Source organism: Undibacterium sp. Di27W, assembly GCF_049340345.1.
Classification (GTDB): domain Bacteria; phylum Pseudomonadota; class Gammaproteobacteria; order Burkholderiales; family Burkholderiaceae_D; genus Undibacterium.
The window spans coordinates 161,270-173,776 of the sequence record NZ_JBMPOS010000011.1; the positions used below are offsets into that span (position 1 = coordinate 161,270).

The window sequence follows — 12,507 nt, forward strand, 5'->3', positions numbered from 1 at the left end:
TGATGAGAGAATTTAATAGCCTTGCAGAATTAAAAGACTTGATAGGCCAGGAAGTTGCGCATTCAGAATGGGTAGAAATCAGCCAGGAAAGGGTGAACACTTTTGCTGATGCCACAGGTGACCATCAGTGGATACATATTGATGTAGAAAGAGCCAAGCGTGAATCCCCGTTTGGCGGACCGATTGCGCATGGCTTTTTGACTTTGTCCCTGCTACCCATGCTGGTTGCCAATGCCATCAAGCTTACTTACGTCAAAATGGGTGTCAATTATGGGCTCAATAAAGTACGCTTCCCCTCTCCTGTTCCTGTCGGCAGCAGGGTACGCGCCCGCTTGAAACTGCTGGAAATCGAAGACATCAAGGATGGCGCGCAATTCACCTGGGAAGTGACGATAGAACGTGAAGACCAGGATAAGCCGGTATGCGTAGCAGAATCAATTTCACGCGCCTACTAGTTCTGCTAAACCTCATCTTTCAGAGACCAAGTTCATGCCCAGCCAAGACACATTAAAACGCTTCATCGCCAAGGTAGAAGCAAACCAGCATGCCGCAGCATGTGAAGAGTTTTATACTGAAAATTCCAGCATGCAGGAAAACCAGGCCAAGCCCAGGATAGGCCGCGCGGCACATGTGTACGCCGAACATGCCGTCATGTCGCGCGCCAGGTCAGTCACATCTACCTGCGTGCATCCGGTATTGGTGAATGGCGACCATATCGTTATTCGCTGGATTTTCAGATTTGAGTGGCTGGATGGCAGTGTCACGCAGATGGAAGAACTTGCTTACCAGCGCTGGGAAGGTGAATGCATAGCGGAAGAAACTTTCTTTTATGATCCAGCGCAGCGCATCCCACAAAGACCCAGTGTCTGAAATGCAATAAGGCCAAAGTACATACTCTGGCCTTATTGCCTCATGTGGAGCAGATTAGTAAAATTTAACGGCGTAAATCGGCGGCAGATTAGCTGATATCTGATACCAGTCATCTCCCTCATTCTCACTCGCCCATAAATTGCCGGTAGTCGACGCCATCAGCAAGTTTTTGCCATTTTCTGACACAGCCAGACCATGGCGATACACCAGGTCATAGCAATCCTGTTGTGGCAAACCATTTCTCAACGACTCAAAGGACTTGCCGCCATCCCGTGTACGCGTGACACTCATGGCACCATGCAAGGGCACACGTTTTTGGTCCGCCAAGGCTGGCACAAACCAGGCAATATCGGGGTTGCGCGGGTGAGCGGCTACAGCAAAACCAAAGTCTGGAATACCTTCGGGCAAATGCAATTGCTGCCAGCTTGCTGCATCATCTTCACTGCGCCAGATGCCATTATGATGCTGGCACCATAGAACATGGCTGGCGAATTTGCTACGCGCGATCAGGTGTGGGTCCTGGATATTTTGTTTGTCTGCCAGATCAGGTGGCATATAAGCGGCATGCATACCAGATGCGGACAATACCCAATTCTTGCCGCCATCCTCTGTTTTCCAGGCACCGCCACAGGAGATACCCAACAAGATATGCTGAGCGTTACGCGGGTTGATGCATATCGAATGTATGCCAGGCGTGTCATAACCACCGCCCATCCATTCCTTACGCTCTTCCCTGTCCCATAAACTACGCACCAATTCCCAGCTATTGCCACGATCTGCTGAGCGGAACAAGCCACCCGGCAAGGTTCCGGCCCATAGCACACCAGGCTCGTCACCACCACCCGCTTCCATAGACCAGATGGCCTTGAGCTTCCATTCGACGTCGTCTTCAGTCTTGGCATGTTCAGGGTAGGCTGGCACGGCAATCTCAGTCCAGTCGTCACGGCCTTCATCGCGTCTGTGCAGCTTTACCCCAAAGTGCCCCAGGTTCAATGCCGCATAAACAGCACCATCGCGCTTGTCATGCAGGCACATGCTCAAGGGCTCCCCCAGAAAACTGATCTGATCCAGCTTCCAGCTGCCATCCATATGGATCAATTCAAACAAACCCTTGCGGGTCGCTACCATTGCTTTCATTATTAGCCTCCTGAAAGAGCTTGCAAGACATAGATCTGGCTATTTGAACCTAAAGGGTCGCGCAAGCCACTGCGCTGCATGACGCGCTTGCCATCGATAAAAACAACTACATGAAAACGCAGATCACCCTGCTCATCCAGGATATAGCCGCGTAAAGTGGGGTTGAGCTCGAATGCTGCTTCCAGCGCATCGTGCAAATTGTCAGCCACAGTTTCCACCTCAGGAACTTCAGTAAAGCGACTGAGTTGCTGGGTGAAAATCAGCCTGGCCATGATTATGCCCAGTCCTTGTAGGGGTGCTTGAGCAAATTCGCATTTGCATAACGCCGGTCATGACTGACTTCTTCACCTAGCCACGCCGGGTGTTCAAATTGCTGCTGCTCGGATTCAAGCTCAACCTCAGCCACGATGAGGCCCAGATTATCGCCAATGAACTCATCCACTTCCCAGATCAAACCTGCGAGAGGAATGCGGTAACGTGTTTTTTCTATGAGAGGTTGCTGGCAGACTGTATCCAGCAAGATTTGTGCGTCAGCCAGTGGAATGGGGTATTCCCACTCGCCACAACTGATGCCAGTTGACATACCCTTGATGGTCAGCATCGCACTTTCTGCTTCTATGCGTACTCTTACGATGCGACCAGGGTCAGAACATATATAACCCTGGCGCAGAAATGTACCCTGCCCCTGCTGTTTAAAATCCTGATTCACAACAAGGAACTTGCGTTCGATTTCTACGCCCATTACTACTCCGATCAATAAATATCGGAATTATGCACTCAATGTAGCCAAAATCGGTTGCAACATTGCTTCACCGAGTTTGATACTGCGTGAACCGTCCCAGCCCACTTCTGCATCTGGCAAATTGGCATTATCCTTGAATGGCAGTTCCAAAGTCAGTGAAACGCATTTGAAGGTGTGACCAATATACTTGGACGCCAGTTTCAACACATCTTCATTGTATTTGGATGCTTCGTAACCGTATTTGGTCTGGAAGTCTGGGCTGGCCAGGCAGAAGCTATTCACAAAATGCTGCTGCTCCTGCATCTGCTTCTCGCTAAAACCTGCCAGCATTTCACTGCCAGCCACGAAAATATAAGGCAAGGCTTCATCACCATGAATATCCAGGAACAGGTCGCAGCCAGTTTCATGGATTTTGTTCTTGACGTAATACACTTCTGGACTGGTTTCCAGTGATGGTGTCATCCATTCACGGTTCAGGTTGGCACCTGCTGCATTGGTACGCAGGTTGCCGCGTACAGAACCATCCGGGTTCATGTTCGGCACAATATAGACAACCGCTTTTTCCAGGATGCTGCGGGCAATTGGATTGGATGGGTCCAGCAAGGCATTCAAAGTCCCTTCCACCAGCCATTCAGCCATGGTTTCACCCGGATGCTGACGCGCAATGATCCAGACTTTCTTTTCAGCCGCGGGGTCACCGACGACGATCAGGTTCAGGTCACGGCCATCAACGGTATTACCCAGGTCTTCAACGCGGGCAACGGAGGAATTCTCTACCCCGCCCAGCAAAGCCAGGTGACGCTCCCAGGTGTAAGGCTCAAAATAAGCGTAGTACACGCTGTCACGCTCAGGTGTGTGGCGTATGGTCATGACCTTGCCATCAAACTCGGTATCCACGCGGAACCAGTTGGCCCGGTCATAACTTGCTACTGCGCGATAGCCTTCCCAGCCCTTGGCATAGGTGGCATCACCCGCATTCAGGATACGCATGACGGTCTCTTGACCACGTGCGCCCTGCAAGCGAAAGTGAAACCATTGCCAGATAGCGGCATGGCTATCCTTGCGTAAATTTAAATCGATGGCCCCCGCCTGTTCCGCCTTGACGACTTCGATCGCTCCCGCGTCGAAGTTCTGACTGATTTTAATTGTCATGTTGTATTTATTCAGAAATGTTTTTAAGCACCGTAGTAATACGGCGACCTAGGACTGGTATTTTCACAGTTTTTCCCGAATTATGAAAATATTTCAGTCAAATTAATGCCTAAAATCGTACAAATATTTTCACCACGGCAAGCATTTAAGAAGTTTCTGGTCAAACATAGCAATATTCGCCACGATATACTATAATCTTTCGCTCAGTGTCGGGGCGTAGCGCAGCCTGGTAGCGTACGTGCATGGGGTGCACGGGGTCGGAGGTTCGAATCCTCTCGCCCCGACCAAAAATTTGATTTAACATTTAAAGGTTACAGTATTTATACTGTAACCTTTTTTTGTTTGTGGTCAAGTTTGCGTTTGAAATTTCTGAGATTTCCACATTTCCATTTTTGACTGTTTCTCTTAACATCTACCGTATGTCAGTGATTTGTCGTTATATTACTTAGCATAAAGTTCTTTTTCATTTCCAGCTACATCCCCTGCAGCTGCAAGTTTTTCTGGTTTTTCTCTCAGTTGCCCCTCAACGCAAGGAGTTATCCATGAAGATTTTAACCGCACCCACACCTAGCATACCGTTCCTGCCAAGCTCGCTGATTTGTTGCATCTTGTTGAGTTCCCCCTTGATTGCAGTATCGCAAAGCAAGCCAGCTGCAAGCGCACCAGCGAAAGCTGCGCCAATCAAACCTGGTGCTACAGGAACGCAAATTACCAAGCCCCCAATTGCATTAGCCTATATAGACCTGGCAACCAATGCCAGCGATATGCCCAGCGGGATGGCGGGTGCCCAGTCTGGTGGTTTCCTAGGTGCACTGGGTGGTATGGCGCGCAGCGACAGTGGTGGCAACAACCGGGGCAATGTGTTTGGCAATACCCATTCCATGGGTTTTACCAGCGGGCGATTTATGGATGTGTCGGTATTTACCGGCAAAAATACATCTCTGACCGATGCCAGCCAAATGCTGCCGCCAGGCATGAACCTGGGCGATAGCTTGAAGCTGATTGCCCCTTTGTCAGACAAGCCAGTAAGCTACACACCAACAGAAGAAAGCCCTTCTGATCCCAGCTATGAAAAACCGAAAGGCAAGATTTCGATTTACTGGGGTTGCGGCGAAACAGTGAGACCCGGCCAGCCTAGAACTCTGGATGCCGCCAAGGCCACGCCAGAAGATTATGCAAAATTTTTTGTCATGCGTGGCAAACTCACCAAGGGTGCGCGCTCGCAAGCAGGTAATCCAGCCTGGCCAAACAAGACGGATGACAGGAAAGTGCCGGTCAACGCCTCATTAGTGGGTCAACACCAGTTTGTCGGCAATGGCATACCTGAAAGCTTTAAATTGAACCTGGGCCCTGGTCATGATTTGATGGCTGCAATCGAACTGCTGCAAAGCCGGAAAAATGGTGGTGTTAGCCTGGAGTGGAAAACCATACCCAATGCGCGAGGTTATTTCATCAGTGTCATGGGTGGCCAATCTGGTAAAGGCGATAGTACTGAAGTCATCGTGTGGACATCCAGTGAATTACCGGATTTTGGTTTTGGTCTGGTGGAGTACCAGGCAAATGCCGATGTCGATAAGTGGCTGAATGAAAAAGTCATTTTGCCTGCCACTACAAGCAAATGCGATGTTCCCAAGGGTATTTTTGGTGAGCAAGGTGCAGGCATCTTGCGCATGATCGCCTATGGATCTGATGCTTATTTTGCCTATCCGCCGCGCCCTGCTGATAGTAAAGTCGCCTGGGAACCAGACTGGCAAACCAAACTACGCATGAAATCCACTTATAGTTCCATTCTGGGTGGCATGGGCGATATGGCTGACATGGGAGGACGCAGGAATGACAATACTACGCAAACAGAACCACAACAAAGGCCAGAGCAAAAAGAAGAGCCCAAAGTGAAAGCCACTGATGTGCTGAAAGGCTTGCTAGGCTTTTAATTGTCAAACCCATCAATTAAAGTTCATGTCAGTAAAGCGGTGGGAGTTTCAATACTCCCACCTGCAATCAATAGAAGTAAGTGGTAATCGCTGGTTTATTATCGCTGGCTTATTTATAGACACCACAAGCAAACATGACATCATCCACGATTTCGTTATACATGGATTTTTGTGTCATTTCCTTGGTCAATGGATGTGGCCATTTATAATTCACCCATCCGGCATTCTTGCCTTTCGCAGCCGCCAATTGTTCTTTCATGATCATGACGCCATCAGAGTCCTTGAGGTCAATGATGTTCTTGCCTATCAACTTCTTGTTAGCGCCATGTGCGACCACCGTGCCTGTGAGGTCATAGGCGACAACATACAAGTCGCGTTCATTGAAGGGGCCTGCAGCATCGTTGACGGCTTCCAAAGTCTTCTCTTTTCCATTGGTTTTGTAATAGGCGATCGCTTTTTTCACCATTGCTTTTGCCTGATCGGTACTGCTATTTTCTGCTGCTAACAACAGTGCTGGTTGCGACAAAGAAAAGATGGCAAACAAAATCAGTGAAAAGAATTTCTTCATGATGCGTCTCCTGGAAGTACAAATATTATTGAAACCATAGGAACTGCAAACCTGAGCCAGTATATTGCTGAGTGGAAAAGCTGTCCAGAATAGTCTTGATCAACAATTCATCAATAACCTCTTGTAATATCCACAGTCTTTGGTAACTCGCCACTGAGGCGATATAACCGTATGTTTTCTGCGACGATAGCCGAGGCAGTTTTTCTATCCGTAGGTGCTGAACAATGTGGCAAGACCGACACATGTGGATGATGCCATTGCCAATCTGACACAGGCAAAGGTTCAATATCAAACACATCCAGGACTGCATGAGAAATGTGCTCACTCTCCAGGGCGGCATGCAGATCATCATCATTGACGATGGCACCACGGGCAAAATTGATCAGGGAGGCACCTTGCGGCAATTGTGCCAGTATGCGTGCATTGATCAGGCCCCTGGTGTCCGGTGTTAAGGGGAGCAGACACACCAGGATATCGGTCTTTGCCAGCATTGCAGGCAACTCATTTTCGCCGTTAAAACATTCGACCCCGGCGATCAATTTCGGGCTGCGGCTCCAGCCACAAACAGTAAATCCTGCCTGCAGCAAACTTTGCGCTGCCGCTTCGCCCAAGGCCCCCAACCCTAGCAGACTAACCGTTCTTTGACTGGCTGCAACATATTCCCGCGGCTGCCATTTTTTTTGCACCTGCTGCCGGGCATAAACTGGTATCTCTCGATGTAGGTAAAGTACCCAGGTCAGTACGGCTTCTGCCATAGTGCTTGCCAGCTGCGGGTCAACCAGGCGCACGATTTCCAGGTCAGTTTTGCCCAAATCCGCGACCAGGCGCTCTACTCCGGCCCAGACACTATGCACCCATTGCAGTTGCGGCAATTGCTGCAACTCTGCCGGGTTGGGATTGGCGACGATGGCGACTTTACATGCGGCTTTTGCGGCATCGCTCATGTCACCAAAGGCAACTAACTGCTCTTCAGGCATGGCTGTCTGCAGAGCCTGTACCCAGGCTTGTGTGTGGGCATAGCCAGGCGCGGCCAAAAAGGGAATGACATTCGGGATCAGATTCGATTTCATTTATCGTAAACGCTATCAAGATGATTAAAACCCTTGATTTCTATGGGATTACCAGAAGGATCAAGAAAAAACATGGTGGCCTGCTCACCAGACTGCCCGGCAAAGCGTATTGCTGGTGCCATTACAAATTCAATTTGCTGAGCCAGTAAGCGATCTGCCAATGCCTGCCAGTCTGACATGGCAAGTATCACGCCCAGGTGCGGCATAGGCACCATGTGCTCGCCTACCCTGCCAGTGTTAGTTGTGGCAAATGGCTGGCCCAGGTGCAAGGATATCTGATGTCCAAAAAAATCAAAATCTACCCAGGTAGCCGTGCTGCGTCCTTCTGCGCAACCCAGCACGCCAGTATAAAACTGCCTGGCTTCATCAAGGTCTCGCACATGGTAGGCGAGGTGAAATAAGGCTTTCATGACATATATCTCCTGATCGTCAAAGTGCTATAGCAATGGTCATACGGCAATAGTGATGCAGTACAGGTAGATGCTAGCGCCTACCATCCAAAAGAGATAGCATATAATTTTTAATGCATTCAAAAGAAATTTTTATGGATAGCCGTTATTTGCAAAGCCTGATCGCTACCATAGACCATGGGTCCATCGCCGAGGCTGCACGTGCTGAAAACCTGACTGCCGCCGCCATCAGCCAACGCATCCAGGCTCTGGAAAGGGAATTCGGCCTCCCCCTGCTTTCCAGGTTAGCGCATACGGCAAAGCCAACGGAGGCTTGTTTGCACTTGTTGCCACGGGCGCGTCATATAGTCCGTGAAGTGGCTTTACTAGCCGGTGACACTGATATTAACGGCTTGATTGGCACGATCAGGATAGGTGCCATTTCAACTGCCATGACAGGTATGCTCCCCCAGGTATTGCGGCATTTGACACAAAACGCCCCCAATTTAAAACCTGGCATCGTCCCCGGCACTTCGCGCTCTTTATATCAGGCCTTAGTCAATGACGAGATAGATGCAGCGATTTTGGTGGCTCCTGTTTTTGAGTTACCTAAAAGCCTGCAAATGTACAAGATCAGGAGTGAAGCTTTGGTTTTGCTATCCAGACGCGCGCCGCAAGATGGCATACCGACCGCATTGCAGTCCCGGCCTTATCTGCGCTATGACCCCAGTGCCTGGGGTGGGCGATATGCTGAAAAGTACCTGAAAGATCAAGGTTTAACACTGGAAGCCATGTGTGACCTGGATGCGCTGGAAACCATCGCCATGCTGGTTGCCGATGATGTCGGCGTCAGCCTGGTACCACATTGGTCAGGGCTGGAAAAACTGGCGCAGGATTGCATACTCACACCCATCTCAGACCCCGGCTATGCACGCGATCTGGTCTTGATGAGCAAGCTCCAGCATCCGCGGCCCAGCATGCTGACACTCTTGTCGCAGGCATTGGGAATCAAGCTGTAGAATGCGAGCCCATTTGCGTCAAGGCATCTGCCATTTGATTTTTGTGGCGCGGCACCCAGCACACCTGCAATTGCTCAAAGGCTGCGGCCAGAGTCTGGGCCTGTTGGCGATACTCCAGCAGGCGGGCCAGTTTGCTAGCCTTTCTCTGATTAAAATCGTCAATCACCACCTGGCTGTCACCATGTACGAGCAAGTGCCGCACCTGATGCTGTCGCGCCTGCTCCAATACCAGTAACAAGCTGCTATATTCTGCGTCGCAACTATCGCCATATTCGAAATTCCTGACATATTTAAAACTATGGCCATCCGGCGAGGTCAGTACACAGGCGATCTGGCACTTGCCTGGATTCGGCAAAGCTGAACCATCAAACCATGCCAGCCATGTGTCTGCTGTTTTATGCGCGGACTGCTGCGAAGATTGCTGAGTCAATCTTTGCTGTAGCTTCTCTGACTTTCTTGCCAGCTTTTGGGCCTGGTCCACACTTTTTATCTCACTGCGTTGCTCAGCCAATTGCGATATGTCTTGCAAGCCTGCATGCTGCATGCTTTGCTCCAGACATATCAGCAAGGCTTGTTCAATGGGGAACTTTTGTAGTTTTACCAATCGTCGGCTTCGCACTTGCTCCTTGCGGGTGGCGATTGCTTTCAATTGCTGGTAGGTGAAAATGACTGGCATAGCGCTTCTAAAATTGGAGTATATTGATGTCCTGATGTGACCGCCACTGGTCGCAATCATGGCTGGCGTCAGGTATTCAAACTGGTATTCTGCATGATATTGACTTACTACATAAAGGAAATACATCATGCTTGAATTAAGACCCAATTGTGAACGCTGCGACTGTGACTTGCCACCAGATTCTGCCAGGGCACGCATCTGTACTTTTGAATGCACCTTCTGCGCTGATTGTGTGGATGGCCCCCTGCAAGGAATATGTCCGAATTGTGGCGGAAACTTTGTTCCGCGTCCGATTCGGCCCCAGAACAAGCTGACCAACAATCCCGCATCCACCAAACGCGTGCATGCAAAGACGAATTAAAATTTATAACGCGAAACCTTCACCATGTCCAAATCTGTCCTTAGTCCACGTCATATTTTGATTGCTGCCATCGTCATCCTGCTGTGGGGGATGAATTTCGTGGTCATCAAGATAGGCTTGAAAGGTATACCACCTTTTTTGATGGGGGCTTTGCGTTTCCTTTTGGTGGCGTTTCCGGCAATTTTCTTTTTACCGCGCCCCAAAGTATCTTTCAAATTACTGGTGGCCTATGCCATGTTCATCAGTCTGGGGCAGTTTGCTTTTCTGTTTTCTGCCATGGCGGTTGGCATGCCCGCTGGATTGGCTTCACTGGTCTTGCAGGCACAGGCTTTCTTCACGGTAGGCTTGTCTGCCATGGTGTTTGGTGACAAGTTGCGACCCAGCAATTTGCTAGGCATGCTGGTCGCCAGCACAGGCTTGATACTGCTGGGTAGCGCCAGCATTGCCAGTTCAGCCAGCCAGGTGACGCTGGCTGGTTTTGCCCTGACTTTATGTGCGGCATTTTCCTGGGCCAGCGGGAATGTCATCAATAAAAAAATAGGTGTGACCAATGCATTGAGCCTGGTGTCCTGGAGCGCCTTGATCCCTATATTGCCCTTCTTTTTGCTTTCTTACCTGTTCGAAGGTGGCGATGTTATCTTGCATAGCTTGCGCAATATGAGCTTGTCATCCGGTCTGACGATAGTGTATCTGGCTGTCGCAGCGACCCTGATAGGCTATACCTTATGGGGCAAACTCCTGGCCAGCTTACCCACTCACCTGGTGGCACCGCTGACCTTGATGGTGCCTGTAGTGGGCCTGACTGCGGCATGGGTATTACTGGATGAAGCATTAAATCAAACACAATTATTAGGGGCTGCTACGGTGATGCTGGGTTTAGTTGTCAATGTCTTTGGCAGCAAACTTGCGTATGGCGTGCGCCGCATATTTGCCTGATTCATCCCGATATCATGCCTCGCACACAAGCAGTTTACTTTTTATTACTACCGGATACCTTGTTGCTGGACATAGCCGGGCCAGCGGATGCGCTTTTATTCGCCAACCGTTATCAGGATGAAGTAGGTTTTGAGCTGCATTTCATCAGTCCGCAACAAAATATCAATTCATCCGTGGGCTTGCAGCTTGGACCTCTGCAAGCTTTGCCAGCACAATTTGACGCAGATGCGATTCTGGTTTTACCTGGCCTGATTGGCGGCAATGAAGTGTATGCACTACCCGATGCACAAGTCGCCATCAAATGGCTGGCGCAACACGTGCAGACCAGCCACAGACTGGTTTGTATTTGCTCTGGTGCCTTGCTGGCAGCGCACGCAGGCTTATTGCGCGGACATAAGGCGACTACCCATCACAATCATTGCCACGAACTGGCCAGCATAGACAGCTCTATCAAGGTAGAAGAAAACCGTATTTTTGTTGAAGATGGTCGTATTAGTAGCAGTGCCGGTGTCACTGCGGGCATAGACCTGGTACTGCATCTGGTCAGTGAGCTGACCGGGCCACTGACAGCCAGCGCCGTTGCCCGCAACCTGGTGGTGTATATGCGCCGCTCCGGGAATGATCCGCAATTATCCCCCTGGCTGAAACACCGTAGCCACCTGCATCCTGCCGTGCATAAAATGCAAGATGCGATGGTGAAAGACCCGGCACATTCATGGAATTTAACTGAGCTGGCCAATATTGCCTGCAGCAGTAGTCGCCATGCCACACGTGTCTTCAAGCTACATACTGAAGTATCAATACAAGCCTATCTGACTTCACTTCGTTTATCATTGGCGAGTAAATTCTTAAGCAATACGGATTGGTCGATAGAACGCATCGCTGAGGCATCTGGTTTTGGTTCTGCAAGGCAATTCAGGCGCATTTGGAATATGCACTTCCCTGCCCCGCCTTCAGCTTCGCAATTCAGATAAACTGTCGCGTTGACGATTTATCCGGGCCAGACTTGGATTATTAATTTACCCGGATTAATTTTTATAGATAGATAGTATGCTGCGCATCTGCCCAAAATGTAGTTATATACGCAAGGAAACCGACGATTGTCCTGAGTGGCAATGTCCATCCTGCCAGGTCGCCTACAATAAAGCGGGCGACCTGCCTGGAGCCCATAACAGAAGTCCCGCCCGCAGCAACAGGAATAGTCAGGTAAATGAAGCTTCGTCTTCCAGTGCCGGAAAATGGCTGATCGCACTGGTCATTTTTAGTGGCATTAGCTTGCAGGGCTATATCAGTTACAAGAAAACCAAAAAACAAGAGGCAATTGCGGCACAAAATCTGGCGGAAGCAAGAAACGCAAGGGCATCCAAAACTACCGGGCAAACCCTGCAACAGCCAGTCGTCACATTGTATGGCACTGGCTGGTGTGGTTATTGCATTGCAGCCAGAAGCTTTTTCAAAGCGAACGGCATAGCATATACAGACCTGGATGTGGAAAAAAGTAAGGAAGACTACAATTCTTACAGTAAATTTGGTAAAAAAGGTATCCCGGTCATCACCATAGATAATGATGTTATTGAGGGATTTGAAGAGAGCGAAATCCGTAAAAAACTGGACCAGTGGTTAAACAAAGCTTGATACCCTGATTGGAGGCTA

General features: G+C 49.6%; 16 protein-coding genes and 1 tRNA gene. 9 read left to right on the forward strand and 8 right to left on the reverse strand.

Translation table 11 applies throughout. The features are described from left to right. The first annotated feature begins 2 nt into the window (after positions 1-2). On the forward strand, positions 3-455 hold the full coding sequence (locus ACO0LF_RS21260) for a MaoC family dehydratase (protein ID WP_423017826.1): 453 nt from the start codon (positions 3-5) through the stop codon (positions 453-455). Positions 456-489: 34 nt separating this feature from the next. Beyond that, positions 490-870: a nuclear transport factor 2 family protein gene (locus ACO0LF_RS21265; RefSeq protein WP_423017641.1), complete on the forward strand. Its 381-nt coding sequence runs from the start codon at positions 490-492 to the stop codon at positions 868-870. Between the two features lie 54 nt (positions 871-924). Here ACO0LF_RS21265 and ACO0LF_RS21270 read toward each other — a convergent pair whose 3' ends face one another. From ACO0LF_RS21270 to ACO0LF_RS21285, 4 genes are read right to left on the reverse strand one after another with little or no spacing between them, the layout of a single operon-like run. Beyond that, complete coding sequence (locus ACO0LF_RS21270) at positions 925-2,007, reverse strand: WD40/YVTN/BNR-like repeat-containing protein (protein WP_423017643.1); 1,083 nt, start codon at positions 2,005-2,007, stop codon at positions 925-927. Between the two features lie 2 nt (positions 2,008-2,009). Further along, entirely contained in the window at positions 2,010-2,279 is a 270-nt protein-coding gene (locus ACO0LF_RS21275) for a MoaD/ThiS family protein (RefSeq protein ID WP_423017645.1), read from the reverse strand. A gap of 2 nt (positions 2,280-2,281) precedes the next feature. Next, positions 2,282-2,749 (reverse strand): CYTH domain-containing protein, encoded by a 468-nt coding sequence (locus ACO0LF_RS21280; protein WP_423017647.1) that lies wholly within the window; start codon positions 2,747-2,749, stop codon positions 2,282-2,284. Positions 2,750-2,776: 27 nt separating this feature from the next. Beyond that, a complete protein-coding gene (locus tag ACO0LF_RS21285) occupies positions 2,777-3,901 on the reverse strand; it encodes a M14 family metallopeptidase (RefSeq protein ID WP_423017649.1) in 1,125 nt (374 codons plus the stop codon). A 210-nt stretch (positions 3,902-4,111) separates the two neighbouring features. Between ACO0LF_RS21285 and ACO0LF_RS21290 the strand changes: the two genes are divergently transcribed. Together ACO0LF_RS21290 and ACO0LF_RS21295 are read left to right on the forward strand one after the other, a co-directional pair. After that, positions 4,112-4,188, forward strand: a tRNA-Pro gene (locus ACO0LF_RS21290). Between the two features lie 255 nt (positions 4,189-4,443). After that, positions 4,444-5,835 (forward strand): hypothetical protein, encoded by a 1,392-nt coding sequence (locus ACO0LF_RS21295; protein ID WP_423017651.1) that lies wholly within the window; start codon positions 4,444-4,446, stop codon positions 5,833-5,835. Between the two features lie 109 nt (positions 5,836-5,944). On the opposite strand, the gene ACO0LF_RS21300 is transcribed toward ACO0LF_RS21295, so the two are convergent. The 3 genes from ACO0LF_RS21300 to ACO0LF_RS21310 form a co-directional block, all read right to left on the reverse strand. After that, positions 5,945-6,403, reverse strand: coding sequence for a cache domain-containing protein (locus ACO0LF_RS21300; protein WP_423017653.1), 459 nt, complete (start codon positions 6,401-6,403; stop codon positions 5,945-5,947). Between the two features lie 110 nt (positions 6,404-6,513). Continuing rightward, positions 6,514-7,473 carry a 2-hydroxyacid dehydrogenase gene (locus ACO0LF_RS21305; RefSeq protein WP_423017655.1) on the reverse strand — a complete coding sequence of 320 codons (960 nt, stop codon included), beginning with the start codon at positions 7,471-7,473 and terminating at the stop codon, positions 6,514-6,516. Further along, positions 7,470-7,883 carry a VOC family protein gene (locus ACO0LF_RS21310; protein ID WP_423017657.1) on the reverse strand — a complete coding sequence of 138 codons (414 nt, stop codon included), beginning with the start codon at positions 7,881-7,883 and terminating at the stop codon, positions 7,470-7,472. The genes ACO0LF_RS21305 and ACO0LF_RS21310 overlap by 4 nt, the downstream gene beginning before the upstream one ends. A 134-nt stretch (positions 7,884-8,017) precedes the next feature. On the opposite strand from ACO0LF_RS21310, the gene ACO0LF_RS21315 reads away from it, so the two are divergent. Then, entirely contained in the window at positions 8,018-8,881 is an 864-nt protein-coding gene (locus ACO0LF_RS21315; RefSeq protein WP_423017659.1) for a LysR substrate-binding domain-containing protein, read from the forward strand. Here ACO0LF_RS21315 and ACO0LF_RS21320 read toward each other — a convergent pair. Continuing rightward, positions 8,871-9,773, reverse strand: coding sequence for a ribonuclease HI family protein (locus tag ACO0LF_RS21320; RefSeq protein ID WP_423017661.1), 903 nt, complete (start codon positions 9,771-9,773; stop codon positions 8,871-8,873). The two genes, ACO0LF_RS21315 and ACO0LF_RS21320, sit on opposite strands and share 11 nt — an antisense overlap. On the opposite strand from ACO0LF_RS21320, the gene ACO0LF_RS21325 reads away from it, so the two are divergent. The 4 genes from ACO0LF_RS21325 to ACO0LF_RS21340 all read left to right on the forward strand — a co-directional run bounded on the left by ACO0LF_RS21325 (position 9,685) and on the right by ACO0LF_RS21340 (position 12,489). Next, positions 9,685-9,918 carry a DUF1272 domain-containing protein gene (locus ACO0LF_RS21325; RefSeq protein WP_423017663.1) on the forward strand — a complete coding sequence of 78 codons (234 nt, stop codon included), beginning with the start codon at positions 9,685-9,687 and terminating at the stop codon, positions 9,916-9,918. The two genes, ACO0LF_RS21320 and ACO0LF_RS21325, sit on opposite strands and share 89 nt — an antisense overlap. Positions 9,919-9,942: 24 nt before the next feature. Beyond that, a complete protein-coding gene (locus ACO0LF_RS21330) occupies positions 9,943-10,854 on the forward strand; it encodes an EamA family transporter (protein WP_423017665.1) in 912 nt (303 codons plus the stop codon). A gap of 14 nt (positions 10,855-10,868) precedes the next feature. After that, entirely contained in the window at positions 10,869-11,828 is a 960-nt protein-coding gene (locus tag ACO0LF_RS21335; RefSeq protein WP_423017667.1) for a GlxA family transcriptional regulator, read from the forward strand. 76 nt (positions 11,829-11,904) lie between these two features. Further along, a complete protein-coding gene (locus ACO0LF_RS21340; protein WP_423017670.1) occupies positions 11,905-12,489 on the forward strand; it encodes a glutaredoxin family protein in 585 nt (194 codons plus the stop codon). Positions 12,490-12,507: the final 18 nt, after the last annotated feature.

Bases quoted from the DNA above. Each gene is read 5' to 3' on its own strand.
- ACO0LF_RS21260 (WP_423017826.1), top strand. From the start codon at position 3: ATGAGAGAATTTAATAGCCTTGCAGAATTAAAAGACTTGATAGGCCAG.
- ACO0LF_RS21265 (WP_423017641.1), top strand. From the start codon at position 490: ATGCCCAGCCAAGACACATTAAAACGCTTCATCGCCAAGGTAGAAGCA.
- ACO0LF_RS21270 (WP_423017643.1), bottom strand. From the start codon at position 2,007: ATGAAAGCAATGGTAGCGACCCGCAAGGGTTTGTTTGAATTGATCCAT.
- ACO0LF_RS21275 (WP_423017645.1), bottom strand. From the start codon at position 2,279: ATGGCCAGGCTGATTTTCACCCAGCAACTCAGTCGCTTTACTGAAGTT.
- ACO0LF_RS21280 (WP_423017647.1), bottom strand. From the start codon at position 2,749: ATGGGCGTAGAAATCGAACGCAAGTTCCTTGTTGTGAATCAGGATTTT.
- ACO0LF_RS21285 (WP_423017649.1), bottom strand. From the start codon at position 3,901: ATGACAATTAAAATCAGTCAGAACTTCGACGCGGGAGCGATCGAAGTC.
- ACO0LF_RS21295 (WP_423017651.1), top strand. From the start codon at position 4,444: ATGAAGATTTTAACCGCACCCACACCTAGCATACCGTTCCTGCCAAGC.
- ACO0LF_RS21300 (WP_423017653.1), bottom strand. From the start codon at position 6,403: ATGAAGAAATTCTTTTCACTGATTTTGTTTGCCATCTTTTCTTTGTCG.
- ACO0LF_RS21305 (WP_423017655.1), bottom strand. From the start codon at position 7,473: ATGAAATCGAATCTGATCCCGAATGTCATTCCCTTTTTGGCCGCGCCT.
- ACO0LF_RS21310 (WP_423017657.1), bottom strand. From the start codon at position 7,883: ATGAAAGCCTTATTTCACCTCGCCTACCATGTGCGAGACCTTGATGAA.
- ACO0LF_RS21315 (WP_423017659.1), top strand. From the start codon at position 8,018: ATGGATAGCCGTTATTTGCAAAGCCTGATCGCTACCATAGACCATGGG.
- ACO0LF_RS21325 (WP_423017663.1), top strand. From the start codon at position 9,685: ATGCTTGAATTAAGACCCAATTGTGAACGCTGCGACTGTGACTTGCCA.
- ACO0LF_RS21330 (WP_423017665.1), top strand. From the start codon at position 9,943: ATGTCCAAATCTGTCCTTAGTCCACGTCATATTTTGATTGCTGCCATC.
- ACO0LF_RS21335 (WP_423017667.1), top strand. From the start codon at position 10,869: ATGCCTCGCACACAAGCAGTTTACTTTTTATTACTACCGGATACCTTG.
- ACO0LF_RS21340 (WP_423017670.1), top strand. From the start codon at position 11,905: ATGCTGCGCATCTGCCCAAAATGTAGTTATATACGCAAGGAAACCGAC.